Source organism: Pseudoalteromonas sp. SCSIO 43210 (assembly GCF_054133285.1).
Genome location: NZ_CP087225.1, coordinates 1,445,517 through 1,459,388, shown reverse-complemented (window position 1 = coordinate 1,459,388; position 13,872 = coordinate 1,445,517). Strand labels below are relative to the sequence as shown.

The following is a 13,872-nucleotide window of genomic DNA, read 5'->3' as shown; positions in this document are numbered from 1 at the left end:
ATATTTATTAGTAGGTTAAAAAAATAGCGCATTGAAAATGCGCTATTTTGGTGCAATATTTTTAACTTACGTGCACTATTAACTCTCTTGAGGCTGCGCCTTAGGTAATACAAGGTTGAGTACAATGCCTAAAATAGCGCATAAACTTACGCCCTCTAAACTAAATTGGCTACCACCAATATGCATACCGCCAATACCGCACACCAAAATAAGTGCAACAATACTTAAGTTACGTGGTGCTGTTAAATCATCGCCCGACTTAACTAATGTATTTAAACCCACTACAGCAATAGAGCCAAAAAGTAGAATCATAATGCCGCCCATTACAGGTACAGGTATAGTCTGTAAGCCAGATCCCATTTTAGCAACAAAGGCTAAAATAATGGCGATAATGGCTGTCCACATCATTACTTTAGGATTGAAGTTTTTGGTAAGCATAACTGCTCCCGTTACCTCTGAGTAAGTTGTGTTAGGCGGGCCGCCAAATAATGATGCAGCAGACGTCGCAAGGCCATCACCAAACAAAGTACGGTGAAGCCCAGGTTTTTTCAAAAAGTCTTTATTGGTTACTTGGCTTATAGCCATCATATCGCCAATATGCTCAATTGCAGGTGCTATTGCTACAGGCACCATAAACAAAATAGCCTGCCATTTAAACTCAGGCCATGTGAAGTTTGGTACAGCAAACCACTGTGCGTTAGTTACCGCGTCAAATTGCACAACGCCCATACCAAGCGATAAACAATAACCCGCTACAACCCCTGCCAGAATAGGTATAAGCTTAAATACGCCTTTTCCCCACACTGCAAAAATAAGCGTAACCACTAACGAGAACAACGAAATATAAATAGCGCTGTTGTAATCAATAATTTGAATACTGCCGTCGCCACTTTTACCCATCGCCATATTTACAGCAACAGGTGCAAGCGCTAAACCAATAACCATAATTACAGGGCCTACAACCACAGGCGGTAAAATTTTATGAAGCGTTGCAACGCCCTTAAATTTTACTAATAAACTTAAAAGCATATAAGCAAAGCCCGCTACCATTAAGCCGCCCATAGTGGCTGGCACGCCCCACATTTGCACAGCGGCAATAATGGGTGCAATAAAAGCAAACGATGAAGCTAAAAATATAGGCACTTGGCCTTTAGTCACTACCTGAAACAGCAAAGTACCAATGCCAGCGGTAAAAAGCGCAACATTAGGATCCAAGCCCGTTAAAAGTGGCACTAATACCAGCGCACCAAATGCTACAAACAGCATTTGCGCGCCCGTTAAAATAGTTTTTATTGAAAAGGTGTCATTATTTTGCACTTAAAGACTCCTAAACAGTACCGAATATTTTGTCGCCCGCATCGCCTAAACCAGGGATAATATAGCCCTTTTCGTTTAAGTGGCTATCTACAGAGGCTGTAAATATTTCTACGTCGGGATGTGCTGTAAGTGTTTTTTCCACACCTTCTGGTGCAGCTACTAATACAATTACTTTGATTTCTTTACAGCCTGCTTTTTTAAGCATATCGATTGTGGCAATCATTGAGCCACCTGTTGCAAGCATAGGGTCAATAACTAAGCTTAAGCGCTCATCAATATTACCTACTAGCTTTTCAAAATATGGTACTGGCTCTAGCGTTTCTTCGTTACGTTCAAGACCAACAACACTTACTTTAGCCGCCGGTAATAACTGCATAACACCGTCCATCATGCCAAGACCTGCGCGTAAAATAGGCACTACGGTAATTTTTTTACCTTTAATATGCTCTACTTTTAATTTATTGCCATCCCAGCCTGTAATTTCGTTATCTTCTAACTGTAGGTTTTTAGTTGCTTCGTAAGTTAATAAGGTTCCAACTTCAGAACATAATTCACGAAAGCTTTTAGTACTAATACCATGCGCTCGCATTAGGCCTAGTTTATGTTGAACAAGAGGGTGTGAAATAACGTGAATTGCCATGATATAAACCTACTGATACAAGAATTTGCAGTATTTTATATTAAAAAAGGTCATTTGACCTGTAGTTTTAAAGAGATTTTCATACATCGTGCCAAAATGTATTGTTTTGCTTGATATTTATGCAAGCAATCAACCCGTTGTGTTTATTAAATGTTACTCGCTAACCAGCTGTTTACTTGCTGTTGCATATAACTATTTATTTTTTGATGCTCAGGGCTCCAGCCAGCTAAAAATCGATAAAAGTCAGCCCATGCAGCAGGCCATAAAGCGAGCCAATCGTCAGCTATTTTACTTGCTGGTGCTGTAGGATGATAAGTAGTAATAGCAGCCTTTAAATTATCAAAATAATACGCAAGATACTCATCAGCGCACTCATGTAATTGTGCATCACTTAAGCAACTGGTCATAAAATACATTACATCAATAATCCCGCAACCTGCACCTATATATTGAAAATCATAACCGAGTATTTCATCGCGCTCATTTGCTGCAAAGTTAGCAAGTTTTGCATCGCCATGAATCAGCGTTTTATACGCACAACTTTGTAGCTGCTCATCTATTTTATGTGCAGCATTTTTAATATCGGACTTTTTATCAAGGTTATCTTTTAGTTTATTAAACTCATCTGGGCGCGTGCTTAAATGCCAGTAGTTGCCTTGCTGCCATAACCCTTCAGCGGGTTTACTTAAGTTAAACGCATGAAAGTGTGCAAGCCACCTTAATATAGCTTTAACATGTTGTGGCCCTGCTTGAGTAAACCCATGTTTGGTGAAATCCTTAAACACCAGCGCATATTCATCATCTTTATTAATTGCACCTATACATTCAATACTTTGTGCATGTACTGGTAAATGCTGGCTATAAAGCTTATAAAAAGTGTATTCAACACTATATGAGTGCTGCTTTCTTTTAAGCGCAAATTCGCTTTGTTTAATTTTAGGATGGTATATATAACTGGGTATTTTAATAGCTTTAATAACGCAGGCTTTATCATCAAGCTGGCACTGCACAATACTGCCACATCCACTCCAAAGTGATGTAAGCGTATCGCCAATTTCAATGTGCTTAAAGTGAGGTTGTAATAAAGGAATGTAAAATGCCATAGCTATATTAAGTAATTAAGTTTTTTGTAGTTTAACATTAGTGGACGTTTTTAATAAAACTAAGGCATAAAAAAGATCCACTTGGTTTTATACAAGTTCGTATGTAAATAGTGGCCAAAATCACTATGCCACAACACTTTGATTTTGAAATTAACTGGATAAAACCATGTCTTCCTAGGTTGAGTATATTTAGGCATTTTAGCCTCTTCAAAGTGATGAGGAGGTGTCCACTAAAACGGGTGAGGAGCAATGTCCTGCTTGAATGGTTTGTTATGTAACCTTTATACCACTTTCCTCAAAAAACTTTTCTAATTTACTTTTATTAATGTTTGATAGAAAAGCAAAAGATCTAAAGGTAATACCGACTTTAGATTTAAAGTCTATTAGGTGACCCAGCGGACCAAGATTATAGGAGCGTATTTCTTGAAGTGAATCAAGTGCAATGTCATCTTTAAAAAAGCCATAACCGTAAAAGTACAACCTATTTTGATGAATTTGAAAAACAGGCTTACTTAAAGCTCTAATAGACCAAACCCAAAGGATAAAACCAACACCAAATAAAATAATCAAAGTAAAATCTAAACGATAGTTAAGCAAGCTAAGTAATAATTCATCATCGCTCCTATTACGAGCCTCTAAGAAATAAACACCTAAAAAGGTTCCTATCGGAACTCCAGGTATTACCCAGATGTACATCAAGAATGCTTTCCACATTGGATAATGTTCTGTGGACGAGTTTCTCCAGAATTTCACGATTCTTCCTTGGTTACATAACGATTCGAATATGCGGCGCGCGCTGTTTGCGCGTCGCGCCATAATTTGTTTGTTATATGCAAATTACTCAACAGCCTCAGTAGTATTGTTTTGATTAATGTCATTTTTTAACACTAGAATGGCAATATAAATTAAACCGAGTGGCGGAATAAATGCTAATAGCACGCCTATAAATGTAGCTATTTTAGGTGTGTTAGTTTTACGTTTAGCCAAATAATAACTAAGGACGCCGATAACGATCCCAGAGATAAATATTATCTCTCCTAATAGTGTTGCATTGATATTCATACGCGATTCTCCTTTTGCATATAGACATAATGACTCCCACACGGTGTTAGCCTCCGCCTTTCGTGGGTTAGCTTAATTCAAAGCCAAAGCCATAATAGACCAGCTAAACTAGACAGCCACTCTAATTGAACAAACAAAATGTTGCCATAAAATTTAATTTGTAGGCTAATAATATATCTTTTATCGACAGGTTATTTTTATTTCATCCATCAAATAAGTCACTAGCGCTCTTAATCTAAATTGCACGCATGAAAATAACTGCATGGTGCAGTTGTGATTTTTTACTGAATAGTTTTACTGAGTAGTTTAAATTTTATGCCAGTAGCTTTTCGCAGTTACTGATATTCGTTCGCCGCTTTCGGTTTAAGTTTTCACAATAACCTTCTTGTGAGACTGGTCTGCCCACTGCGCCATGAAATACGCGCGTAAATTGGGTTGTAAGCTTTAACCAGTTTTCTGGAGATATATTCACCCTTTCTAGTAAAGGCAAGTGTGTACTTTCAATATACCCTCGCTTATTTTCTCGTATACAACGTCCTGTTAATTCAACAAGTTCAAGGTACGATTTAAGCTCAAACGGCAGACCTTTTGGCATTATTTGACGTGGCATGCCTGAAAAGCGCTGTAGTTTTTTTGGTTGTTTACCATCCTTTGCATACGTTAAACGCTGTTTGATGCTGGTATGGCCTGAATCCTCTGGAGTGTTAGCCATTTTAGCTCTAATGGGATTTAAATCGACATAGGCCATACAGGCCGCAAGTGCTGCCTCATCTAGTAATGCCTGCGATTTGAATCTACCCTCCCAGAACCGTCCAGTGCAGTGATCTTCTTTATTTGCTCTGCGAGCAATGTCTTCATTTAATAGCCGCATAAACCAGCTGATACTTGATAGGCGCTCTCGGTATTGCTTTACTGTTTGATTAAAAAAGATAAGTTCAACTTTACTTAGCTTTTCACCTTGTACATATTTTTGCGTTAGCAATGTGCCTTTACAGAGTTTATGCCAGCGAATAATAATCGCTTTATCGTTTAATCGATTCGCTTTTTTATCATCAACATACAGTACTAAGTGGGTGTGATTACTCATAACAGCGTAAGCACATACATCAATACAAAATACCTTCGCTAATTCAAGCAGCTTATCTTCAACCCACCCTCGTCGATGCTCGTAAGATTGACCAGTAAAACGGTCTTCGCCACATAAAAATGCACGGCGCACGCAACGCGAAATACAGTGGTAGTATTTTGTATCAACCAAACTTACTTGTCGTTTTCTTGCAATTGCCATAAGACGCCCTGCTTGTTTTTTGTACTAATAAAAGGCTAGCCTTTAATTTTGAAAAGTGCAAAATTTAGGATGGGTGTCTAGTTTGTTTCGTTTATACAAGCTATGCGTGGCGTTCGTTTGTTGGTCGCCACCGGCGTTGTTGCTGAGCTTGGCGATTTATCGCGCTTCGACCACCCCCGCAAATTAATGAGTTATCTTGGTCTTGTACCTAGTGAGCACTCGAGTGGTGGCAAACGCCATATTGGCGCCATCACAAAATGCGGAAACGGCCGAGCGAGGCGCCTTCTCGTTGAAGGCGCACACACTTATCGGTATGCGGCAAATATATCGACAGATATGCAAAAACGACAAGAAGGTTTACCAAAGGACATTATTGATATTGCGTGGAAAGCACAACTTAGGCTCTGCAAGCGCTATAAAAAAATGATAGCCAAAGGGAAACATTACAACCTGGTTGTCACCGCCATTGCTCGAGAAATGATTGCATACATATGGGCAATTGCAAAAGAAGTGGTGCTAACGCCAGTAAATACAAAACTTAGATTGGCAAGAGTACCTGCATGATAAACGAATTAGAGTTAATGCATAGGATCAAGCATCGGGAGTGGCACAACCACCGACGGCGTTAGGATGGCAATGTAGCTAACGCTTCATTGAACCACGAACATAGACTGAAGACAGGTGCCACGACGAAATAAGTAGGTCTGCTCTGTTACTAGAAATAGTAATAACCAACGAATATCAGCAAGATAACCGACGACATTACTTGCTTCATCCTATGTATTAACTCGCTCTAATTCGAGCTAAAGTAATTATGGCTTAAAAAAGTTAGGCAGGGATCAGTGCGTTTAACTTGACAGTGGGAGTCATACCAACGCCCCGCTAAGAGGCTTTTAATTGTTGGTTAAAATGTGAAGCGAAGCGGAACCTAACCAACTGTTAAAAGTCCTGCTTGAGTGGCTTGTTATGTGGTACGTACTCAATGTCGAAATTCTCATTGCCACTTGCATCCCAACCTAACTTTATTGATTTAATAATACAAGCCGAGATATCTTTAGGTGAAATACTAACCTTGCTATCTGTAAGCCAAGAATCACTTCTTGGAACAGTAAAATCTATCGATAATTTTGAAGCAGGTTTTTCAAGCAATTCGACAACCGCTTTTAAATTTGACCATTCATTTGCTTGAGAGTACGTTGGTTTACTCCTGATAAGCCAACGATAAGAAATTCCATCTACTTCGATTTTTCTCGAACCTTTTTTAGGTATAGCCATATCCTGAATGCCACATAACGCCGCATTAAGCGGACTAAAATTGTGGGTTATACTGTGTAGCGAAGCGGAACGTAACCCACTGTTTTAGTTCCGTTTAAATGCCTTGTTAAGTTCCGAACTCTTCAACAAAATTATTATCGACTACAAATTTTTGAATTTCAGAAAATAACTCTTGGCTATTTAACGCACTAACATTTAAACAAAAGCTTTCTACGTCTTCTGAGAATGCTATCCCCATTCTGGGGTTAAATAGTTCAATTGTAGAAATTTTAAAAGGTTGCTTTGAATAATGATTTAATACCAAATAAATTAATACTTGGCGTAAATCTGTTAGGTTAAATCTTCTTTCACCAGATTTTATTTCAATTAGTTTGTGGTCAGAAATTAGATCTCCGTATGATTTATTTATGAAACCACAACCATCGAATTTTGGATCTATTGTTGAGGTAGAATTATTAGCTACATATCTAAAGTACATCAACCTAAATAGTTGGCTTGCCTGTTCTTTTTCTTTTGCCGATAATGGTAAAGAACACTCAGTTCCATAACTAAATTTTGATAGATATGATAAATCTTTCTCTAACAAACTTTCAAAATGCTGACTTTCAAAATATTTAGTACTACTTAGCTGATCTAATGTTTGAGCTCCATTGCATAACTCCCGTAACATGCTAAAAGAAATTACATTAACTAAAGCTGTGTTATTTTTCCGGTCAGCTGTATCAAATGGCTCATAAACTGGATCTAAAAGACCACCGTTTATTAGCCTGACGTAGTTCTTTGAATTGGGGAGCATTTCATTCCAAAAAGAAGTGAACTTTTTCGAAAATGTGGTTTCAGAAATCATAAAGCTTCCTCTAGATTCCTGCTGGTTTTACGTAATGCTCCCCAGTCTCTATAAATTTCATCTATAAAGTTAAACTTCGCTTTATTATGAGTTAACCAATGCTTTCCTTCATCGCCCAATAGATAAGATGAAACAATAAACAAACGCCTTTGCCAAGGAGTCATTGTAGGGAAAGTTCTTCGAAGCTCTGATAACCAATAATGCGTATTCCACTTTGCCATCGCCTGAGTAACAACAAGTGTGATCAAAATACTATCTGTATTTGAGCGGTGAATTTCTGTTAGGATTGTTTGCCCTTCAACATTATTTTCCTTTGTAAACAGCTTAACTACATAAGCTAAATTTATTTCTGTTTTTAGGATAAAAGAATCAGTTTTAACAAGCTCTATGAGTTTACTTCTAATCAAGTTTTTTGTTTGAGTTTCAAACCTCATCCAGTTAGTTGTAGCAACTTGAATTATTGTATTAAAAATAGGGTATAACTCTGTAATACTATTAAAAATAACATTAAATGCATCAGACAGAATTCGATCGTCAGCAGCTGCAAAAGCTCTGATAAGTTGTTTACTGAAAGGCTGATTTATTTTAGATTTTTGCAACTCATCACTCAACATTCCCAGTAAATCGAAGTCACTTAATGTTTCTTTTATTTCTTCATATTGCTCAGCTGCATTTTGAGAATATGGATCAAACCTGATTGGTAAACTCATAAATTTAGCCTTCATTGGCGAACCTTCATCTTCATCTAAACCAAATAGTTTTGACTGAGTTAATGATGTAAACTCATCTTTTGAAAGAATATTCGTTTTATGTTTTTGTAGCGTTAGCCCTTCGTTTTCCATCAGTTTTCGACTGATTAATGTAAGCACTGAATGAGCATCTTCTTTGGTCTCACAAAATATCATGAAATCATCGACATACCTTTTGAATTTGATACCACTGATTAATAGAATATGATCTAGTGAATCTAGTGCAAGCTCTGCTAGTATTCTTGCAGCAGGGCCCCCAACAGGAAGACCATATGAATTTGTACCAGAAAATGTTTGTATAAGTTTTTTGATTTTAGATGATATTTCTTTTTGTGGGTCAATTCTGTCTAAAGCATTTTCCAACCTATGGTGATAAATTCTTGTATAAAAATCAGCAACATCACAAGTCAGTACGTAATTAATTGATGGATCATTTTTCGCTAATTCCAGGCTATCATTTTGAAATTTTCGCCAGTTAACATCTTTATTAAATAATGAACCTAGTTCAAAATCAGGTGCATATCGGTACGAGTAAACACAATCTTCACCAACTCGAGATTTTTCAATTTTTTCGCTTATAGAAAGAACCAGCCCCAAAAAATATGCATTCCAATATGGATCTATCTGAGTCGCCCAACGGTATCCGTTATAACCAACTGTCGAGCAAGTACTAATGTTTATCGGTGGACATTCATTTAATCTATTTGAAAAATCAGTATGAGTTTTGTTTAACGAAACTAATAATTTTTCAAAAATGTCTGAAAACATTCTTGTTTCATAAGGAAATGGAAAAATGTCAGTATCACCAAACTTAATGATATTTTTTGTAGAGAGAGCAAATGCTGAGTCTAATTCACTTTCTTTATATATAAAATTTTCAATTGTAACTTGTTCAGTCATACATACCCTTTGTTGCGTTGGGAGAAAATTACCGATAGGAACTTAACGCCGCCGTCACGCGGTAATTTTGGAGTTGTTTTTTTGTGGCAGCGTAGCGACCGCCACAAAAAAACGACGGAAAAATTGCTCGCCGTGCACGGCTTTGTTATGGCTTTGCCTTTAGCTTCTCAACTTCTGCCCGTAATTGGATGTAATCTTCGGAATTTATAGTTTTTGGGAAATACCTTGAGTTTTTTGAAATATAATCCAATACATCCTCTGAAACTCTATTTTCATAAAGCTCTAGCTCAACGCCATCTATCTTTGCAGCTTCAAAAGTCGTGACCATACTGGAAATAAATATCCCTACATACTGGTCGTATCGCTCATACTGCTCTTGTGTCCCACGACCACTCAGATCCTCAATAAACATCTTAATTAAGTCTATTTTATTAACATTATGTAGGATCTTCGCAGAATTTTCAGCCTGATATTCTTTAAGCATGATATGTGCTTGAAGCTGAGTTTGATCTACGCAAACCTCTTCAGCCTGAGCCGAGAAGCAAATATAGATTGCTAGTAATAATAAATTCCGCACGATTTTCTCCGGGAGCCATAACGCCTCACTCAGAGGCTAAAAATTGATGGCTAAAATAGCGAGGCACGAGTAATAGCCAGCTGTTTTTAGTCCTTTGCAGTGACTTGTTATAAATTTTTATACTCGCTAACTCGTTTAATTAATTCAGCATCTTTGTTAATTAAACTTTCGATAAGATCATGACTTTGTGCATCTGTACCATTTTTAAACCAAGCTTGTAATAAGTTGATTATTAGCACCCCTGAAATCCCGTATGATGTTCCAGTATCTAAAAATGGTAGAAAGCCCCAAATACCATTTAAAACAAAAATACACATTAACATAACTATAATTGATGGCATCTGATTAATTCTTTTTTTGAGACTAAAATAGAACTCGATGTCCTTATCAGTCATTAAACTCTCCAAAATTTATAACAATTTAATAGTGCGCTCATCGCGCATATTTCTGCCAACGATACGCTCATGTATTTTATAAATCATTTTTACCAAATAACTTAACACATTGCTATATATAATTTTTATTAGCATTCAAACTCTCAATAAAAGAGAAAATGCGCTCGCCGCTCATTTTCTTGAATATGTGTGCATCACAACTATACTGTATATAAAAACAGCGCCATTATTGGTAATAGTATGAAAACACGTTCCCCATTTTTAAATTATATAGCCGATTATATGTTGGTACGTCAGTATTCATTACGCACCGTAGATACCTACCTAAGATGGATTGCATCTTATATCCATTTTCATAATAAACGCCATCCCGCCTCAATGGGGGACAATGAAGTCGAACGCTACTTAGAACATTTAGTGTTAAAGCAAAACGTTGCACCACGTACGCAAGCCACCGCACTCAATTCATTGTCATTTTTATACAAGCACATAATAAAAAAAGAACTCTCATTAAATTTAAATTTTGCCCGTAGTAAAAAACCAGCAAAGCTCCCTGTGGTGATGACCCCAGAGGAAGTTAAAATGTTGATGGCTCATTTAAATAAGCGCTATTATTTAATTGCAGCCCTTATGTATGGAAGTGGCTTAAGAGTAATGGAAGCGGTGCAATTAAGAGTAAAAGATATTGATTTTGATTATAAATGCATTCAAGTATGGAATGGAAAAGGTAATAAACACCGCATTGTTACGCTGGCCACAGAGCTAATTCCTATGCTGAGAAATCAAATTTTGAACGTTGATGACTATTTAAAACTGGATTTAAATAATACGGAATATTCTGGCGTATGGATGCCATATGCTTTAACAAAAAAATATCCAAGTGCCGCAAAATCGCTTGCGTGGCAATATTTATTTCCTTCTCATATATTAAGTTCAGATCCTCAAAGTGGTGAAATAAGGCGACATCATTTTCATCACTCTTGTATTAGAAAAGAGATTAAAAAAGCCGTCCAAAAATCAGGGTTAACAAAAATAATAACACCTCATACATTGAGACACTCTTTTGCTACTCATCTACTGCAAAGTGGCGCCGATATAAGAACTGTTCAAGCTCAGCTTGGCCATTCTGATGTTAAAACTACACAAATTTATACCCATGTACTACAGCAAGGTGCTAACGGGGTTGTTAGCCCTTTTTCAAGATTATAAGCGTCTCTTTTTAATCCTCTACAGATACATATTCACTTTCAAACCAATACCGTCATCTATTTCTACTTTAAATAACACATAAAAAAGCCCCGCTTGTTTTTACACAAGCGGGGCCCCACACTAATTCTTTACTCAACAATAAAAGCGCCGATACTGCGGGCGCTTTGCATCATTGAATTTAATTACTTTAACTTACTGATTAACTACGCTTTTAAGCGGGTTAATTGGCTGTGCGTTATCATCTAGTAGGTTCATATCAAAATCGAACTCATCTACACGAATCGCCTTTTCACGTTTGATGTTGTAATCAATTAACTGAACGTGCTCAGCTTGCGTGATTACATTTGCCGCTAATGCGTTATCAAGTGTAATGTTAAAACGTGCACCTGGCTTAATTACTTTAGCACGTAATGCTTTTTTAACTTTAGCCAGCTCGCCAAGTGATGCCATTTTAGCTTTGTAAGCTTGCTCATTAATATGATGGCCATCGCCCACTACTGGTTTAACTAAATGCGTGATTTGCGCTTTAAATGCGGTATCTAGCTGAGCTTGCTTAGCTAGTTCGCGGATTAAATCGTCGCTAATTTTTGGCATTTTAGTTGAGTAGTTCATTGTAATGAAACGGATAAACTTACGTGTACCGCTTGCAGGGAAGTTATCTAAAAACTTATGCAATGCTTCTTCAGCACTTTGTAGTGCAAAACGAGTCGCGTAATGGAAATACGGCGCTGCTTGCTCACGCTCGCTACTTGATACTTTTTGCTCGTAGTATTTAATTGATGCCATAGCTGCATATAAGAAGCTCATTACATCGCCTAAACGTGCCGATAGCATTTCTGCTTGTTTTAACTTACCGCCAAGTACAAGTAACGAAAAGTCTGCGTACACTGCAAGTTTTGCAGATAGTTTATGTACTGCTTTTTCGTAGTCACGTACTTCTGGTAAATCAGAGTTTGCACTTGCTGTAAATGGTAAAACACCTAAGCGCAAAGCACGTAAGCTGTTTGCTGTGCTGTAGCCGATTGTTTTACGCAAAATGCCGTTAAATTCTTTATCTGCGCCTTTGTCTTCACTGTGAATTGACTCAACCATAGATTGTAAATATGGGTGACAACGCATAACACCTTGACCAAAGATCATTAGGTTACGTGTAAGAATGTTCGCGCCTTCTACCGTAATGGCAATCGGCTGTGCAACATAACCGCTTGCTAATGTATTTTGTGGACCATTTTGAATCGCTTTACCTGCTTGAATATCCATTGCTGAATCAAGTACGTCGCGACCAAGCTCTGTCATATGGTATTTAGCGATTGCGGTTACTACTGATGGTTTTAAACCCATGCCTAAGCCTTCAGTTGTAAGTACGCGCATTGCTTCTTGTAGGTATGTTTTACCTGCAATGTCGGCTAGTTTTTCTTGAATACCTTCAAACTGACCAATGGCTAAACCAAACTGTTCACGCACTGCTGCGTATTCAGATGCTGATTTAAATGCAACTTGTGCTGTACTAACACCTAGCGCAGGTAATGAAATACCACGGCCAGCACCTAAACAGCTAACCAGCATTTGCCAACCACGGCCGATGTTTTTCTGTCCACCAATAACAAAATCCATTGGTACAAATACTTTGTTACCACGTGTAGTACCGTTGTAAAAACGAATACCCATTGGGTCGTGGCGATTACCAAGCTCAACACCTGGGTGCTCTTTGGGAATAAGTGCACAGGTAATGCCTAGGTTTTCTTTACCACCTAGCAGACCATCAGGGTCAACTACTTTAAATGCTAAACCAAGTACGGTAGCAATAGGTGCAAGTGTAATGTAGCGCTTGTCCCAGGTAATTTCTAAACCAAGGACTTCTTCGCCGTTGTACATACCTTTAGTTACTTTACCAACATCAGGAATACCACCTGCATCAGAACCCGCTTCTGGGCTTGTTAATGCAAAACATGGAATGTCTGTACCATTTGCTAGGCGTGGTAAGTAATGTGCTTGTTGTTCTTGCGTACCAAAGTGAAGTAATAACTCACCTGGGCCTAACGAGTTAGGAACCATTACGGTTACCGCAACTGCTGAGCTTTTAGTCGCAATTGTGCCAACAATGGTAGAGTTTGCATAAGGGCTAAACTCTAAACCACCAAACGACTTAGGAATGATAAGCGAGAAAAAACGCTCTTTTTTCAAAAATTCTAAGATGTTATTTGGTAAATGAATGCCGTTTTGAATCACTGAATCGTCAATCATGCCCAATAACTCTTTTACTGGACCGTCTAAGAATGCTTGCTCGTCTGCGCTTAATGTAGCAGCAGGTACGTCGCGAAGTGCACTGAAATCAGGTTTACCTTGGTAGATAGAACCTTCAAGCCATACATCACCCGCGTCTAGCGCTTCTTGTTCTGTGATAGAAATACTTGGTAATACTTTTTTTAGTTTTGTACGTAAACTCATGATTGAACTCATCCGACCAGCTAAATAATACCTACATTACGTCATAAAAAATCGTTTAGATC

The 13,872-nt window shown here is 37.8% G+C and carries 13 protein-coding genes and 1 pseudogene; 2 read left to right on the top strand and 12 right to left on the bottom strand.

Annotated features, from left to right (window positions below):
- Positions 1-78: 78 nt before the first annotated feature.
- The 6 genes from LOS73_RS06440 to LOS73_RS06415 all read right to left on the bottom strand — a co-directional run bounded on the left by LOS73_RS06440 (position 79) and on the right by LOS73_RS06415 (position 5,410).
- Entirely contained in the window at positions 79-1,317 is a 1,239-nt protein-coding gene (locus LOS73_RS06440; RefSeq protein WP_149593033.1) for a uracil-xanthine permease family protein, read from the bottom strand.
- A gap of 10 nt (positions 1,318-1,327) precedes the next feature.
- Positions 1,328-1,957 (bottom strand): uracil phosphoribosyltransferase, encoded by a 630-nt coding sequence (gene upp / locus LOS73_RS06435; RefSeq protein WP_002958676.1) that lies wholly within the window; start codon positions 1,955-1,957, stop codon positions 1,328-1,330.
- A gap of 146 nt (positions 1,958-2,103) precedes the next feature.
- The gene (locus LOS73_RS06430) at positions 2,104-3,060 is read right to left on the bottom strand and encodes a phosphotransferase (protein WP_457934696.1); all 957 of its coding nucleotides are present in this window, start codon (positions 3,058-3,060) and stop codon (positions 2,104-2,106) included.
- 270 nt (positions 3,061-3,330) lie between these two features.
- On the bottom strand, positions 3,331-3,774 hold the full coding sequence (locus LOS73_RS06425) for a hypothetical protein (RefSeq protein ID WP_121955211.1): 444 nt from the start codon (positions 3,772-3,774) through the stop codon (positions 3,331-3,333).
- Between the two features lie 123 nt (positions 3,775-3,897).
- On the bottom strand, positions 3,898-4,122 hold the full coding sequence (locus LOS73_RS06420; protein ID WP_188161127.1) for a hypothetical protein: 225 nt from the start codon (positions 4,120-4,122) through the stop codon (positions 3,898-3,900).
- Between the two features lie 313 nt (positions 4,123-4,435).
- Complete coding sequence (locus LOS73_RS06415; protein ID WP_457934695.1) at positions 4,436-5,410, bottom strand: transposase; 975 nt, start codon at positions 5,408-5,410, stop codon at positions 4,436-4,438.
- Positions 5,411-5,494: 84 nt separating this feature from the next.
- Here LOS73_RS06415 and LOS73_RS06410 point away from each other — a divergent pair.
- Positions 5,495-5,974, top strand: a pseudogene (locus tag LOS73_RS06410) (transposase); the annotation flags it as partial.
- 375 nt (positions 5,975-6,349) lie between these two features.
- On the opposite strand, the gene LOS73_RS06405 reads toward LOS73_RS06410, so the two are convergent.
- The 5 genes from LOS73_RS06405 to LOS73_RS06385 form a co-directional block, all read right to left on the bottom strand.
- Positions 6,350-6,685: a hypothetical protein gene (locus LOS73_RS06405; RefSeq protein WP_457934694.1), complete on the bottom strand. Its 336-nt coding sequence runs from the start codon at positions 6,683-6,685 to the stop codon at positions 6,350-6,352.
- A 106-nt stretch (positions 6,686-6,791) separates the two neighbouring features.
- On the bottom strand, positions 6,792-7,532 hold the full coding sequence (locus tag LOS73_RS06400) for a hypothetical protein (protein WP_457934693.1): 741 nt from the start codon (positions 7,530-7,532) through the stop codon (positions 6,792-6,794).
- Positions 7,529-9,181, bottom strand: a complete 1,653-nt coding sequence (locus LOS73_RS06395; protein WP_457934692.1) for an RNA-directed DNA polymerase — start codon at positions 9,179-9,181, stop codon at positions 7,529-7,531. The genes LOS73_RS06400 and LOS73_RS06395 overlap by 4 nt, the downstream gene beginning before the upstream one ends.
- Before the next feature lie 145 nt (positions 9,182-9,326).
- Entirely contained in the window at positions 9,327-9,758 is a 432-nt protein-coding gene (locus LOS73_RS06390; RefSeq protein WP_457934691.1) for a hypothetical protein, read from the bottom strand.
- A 107-nt stretch (positions 9,759-9,865) separates the two neighbouring features.
- Positions 9,866-10,153, bottom strand: coding sequence for a hypothetical protein (locus LOS73_RS06385; RefSeq protein WP_157600365.1), 288 nt, complete (start codon positions 10,151-10,153; stop codon positions 9,866-9,868).
- A 240-nt stretch (positions 10,154-10,393) separates the two neighbouring features.
- Here LOS73_RS06385 and LOS73_RS06380 point away from each other — a divergent pair, with 240 nt between their 5' ends.
- Positions 10,394-11,362: an integron integrase gene (locus tag LOS73_RS06380; protein ID WP_193227147.1), complete on the top strand. Its 969-nt coding sequence runs from the start codon at positions 10,394-10,396 to the stop codon at positions 11,360-11,362.
- A gap of 192 nt (positions 11,363-11,554) precedes the next feature.
- Here the strand turns inward: LOS73_RS06380 and LOS73_RS06375 are convergent, their stop codons facing one another.
- Positions 11,555-13,810: an acyl-CoA dehydrogenase gene (locus LOS73_RS06375; RefSeq protein ID WP_457934690.1), complete on the bottom strand. Its 2,256-nt coding sequence runs from the start codon at positions 13,808-13,810 to the stop codon at positions 11,555-11,557.
- Positions 13,811-13,872 lie beyond the last annotated feature (62 nt).

Coding starts and splice junctions, on each gene's coding strand:
- LOS73_RS06395 (WP_457934692.1), bottom strand. CDS start 9,181: ATGACTGAACAAGTTACAATTGAAAATTTTATATATAAAGAAAGTGAA.
- upp (WP_002958676.1), bottom strand. CDS start 1,957: ATGGCAATTCACGTTATTTCACACCCTCTTGTTCAACATAAACTAGGC.
- LOS73_RS06430 (WP_457934696.1), bottom strand. CDS start 3,060: ATGGCATTTTACATTCCTTTATTACAACCTCACTTTAAGCACATTGAA.
- LOS73_RS06425 (WP_121955211.1), bottom strand. CDS start 3,774: ATGTGGAAAGCATTCTTGATGTACATCTGGGTAATACCTGGAGTTCCG.
- LOS73_RS06375 (WP_457934690.1), bottom strand. CDS start 13,810: ATGAGTTTACGTACAAAACTAAAAAAAGTATTACCAAGTATTTCTATC.
- LOS73_RS06380 (WP_193227147.1), top strand. CDS start 10,394: ATGAAAACACGTTCCCCATTTTTAAATTATATAGCCGATTATATGTTG.
- LOS73_RS06420 (WP_188161127.1), bottom strand. CDS start 4,122: ATGAATATCAATGCAACACTATTAGGAGAGATAATATTTATCTCTGGG.
- LOS73_RS06385 (WP_157600365.1), bottom strand. CDS start 10,153: ATGACTGATAAGGACATCGAGTTCTATTTTAGTCTCAAAAAAAGAATT.
- LOS73_RS06400 (WP_457934693.1), bottom strand. CDS start 7,532: ATGATTTCTGAAACCACATTTTCGAAAAAGTTCACTTCTTTTTGGAAT.
- LOS73_RS06405 (WP_457934694.1), bottom strand. CDS start 6,685: ATGGCTATACCTAAAAAAGGTTCGAGAAAAATCGAAGTAGATGGAATT.
- LOS73_RS06415 (WP_457934695.1), bottom strand. CDS start 5,410: ATGGCAATTGCAAGAAAACGACAAGTAAGTTTGGTTGATACAAAATAC.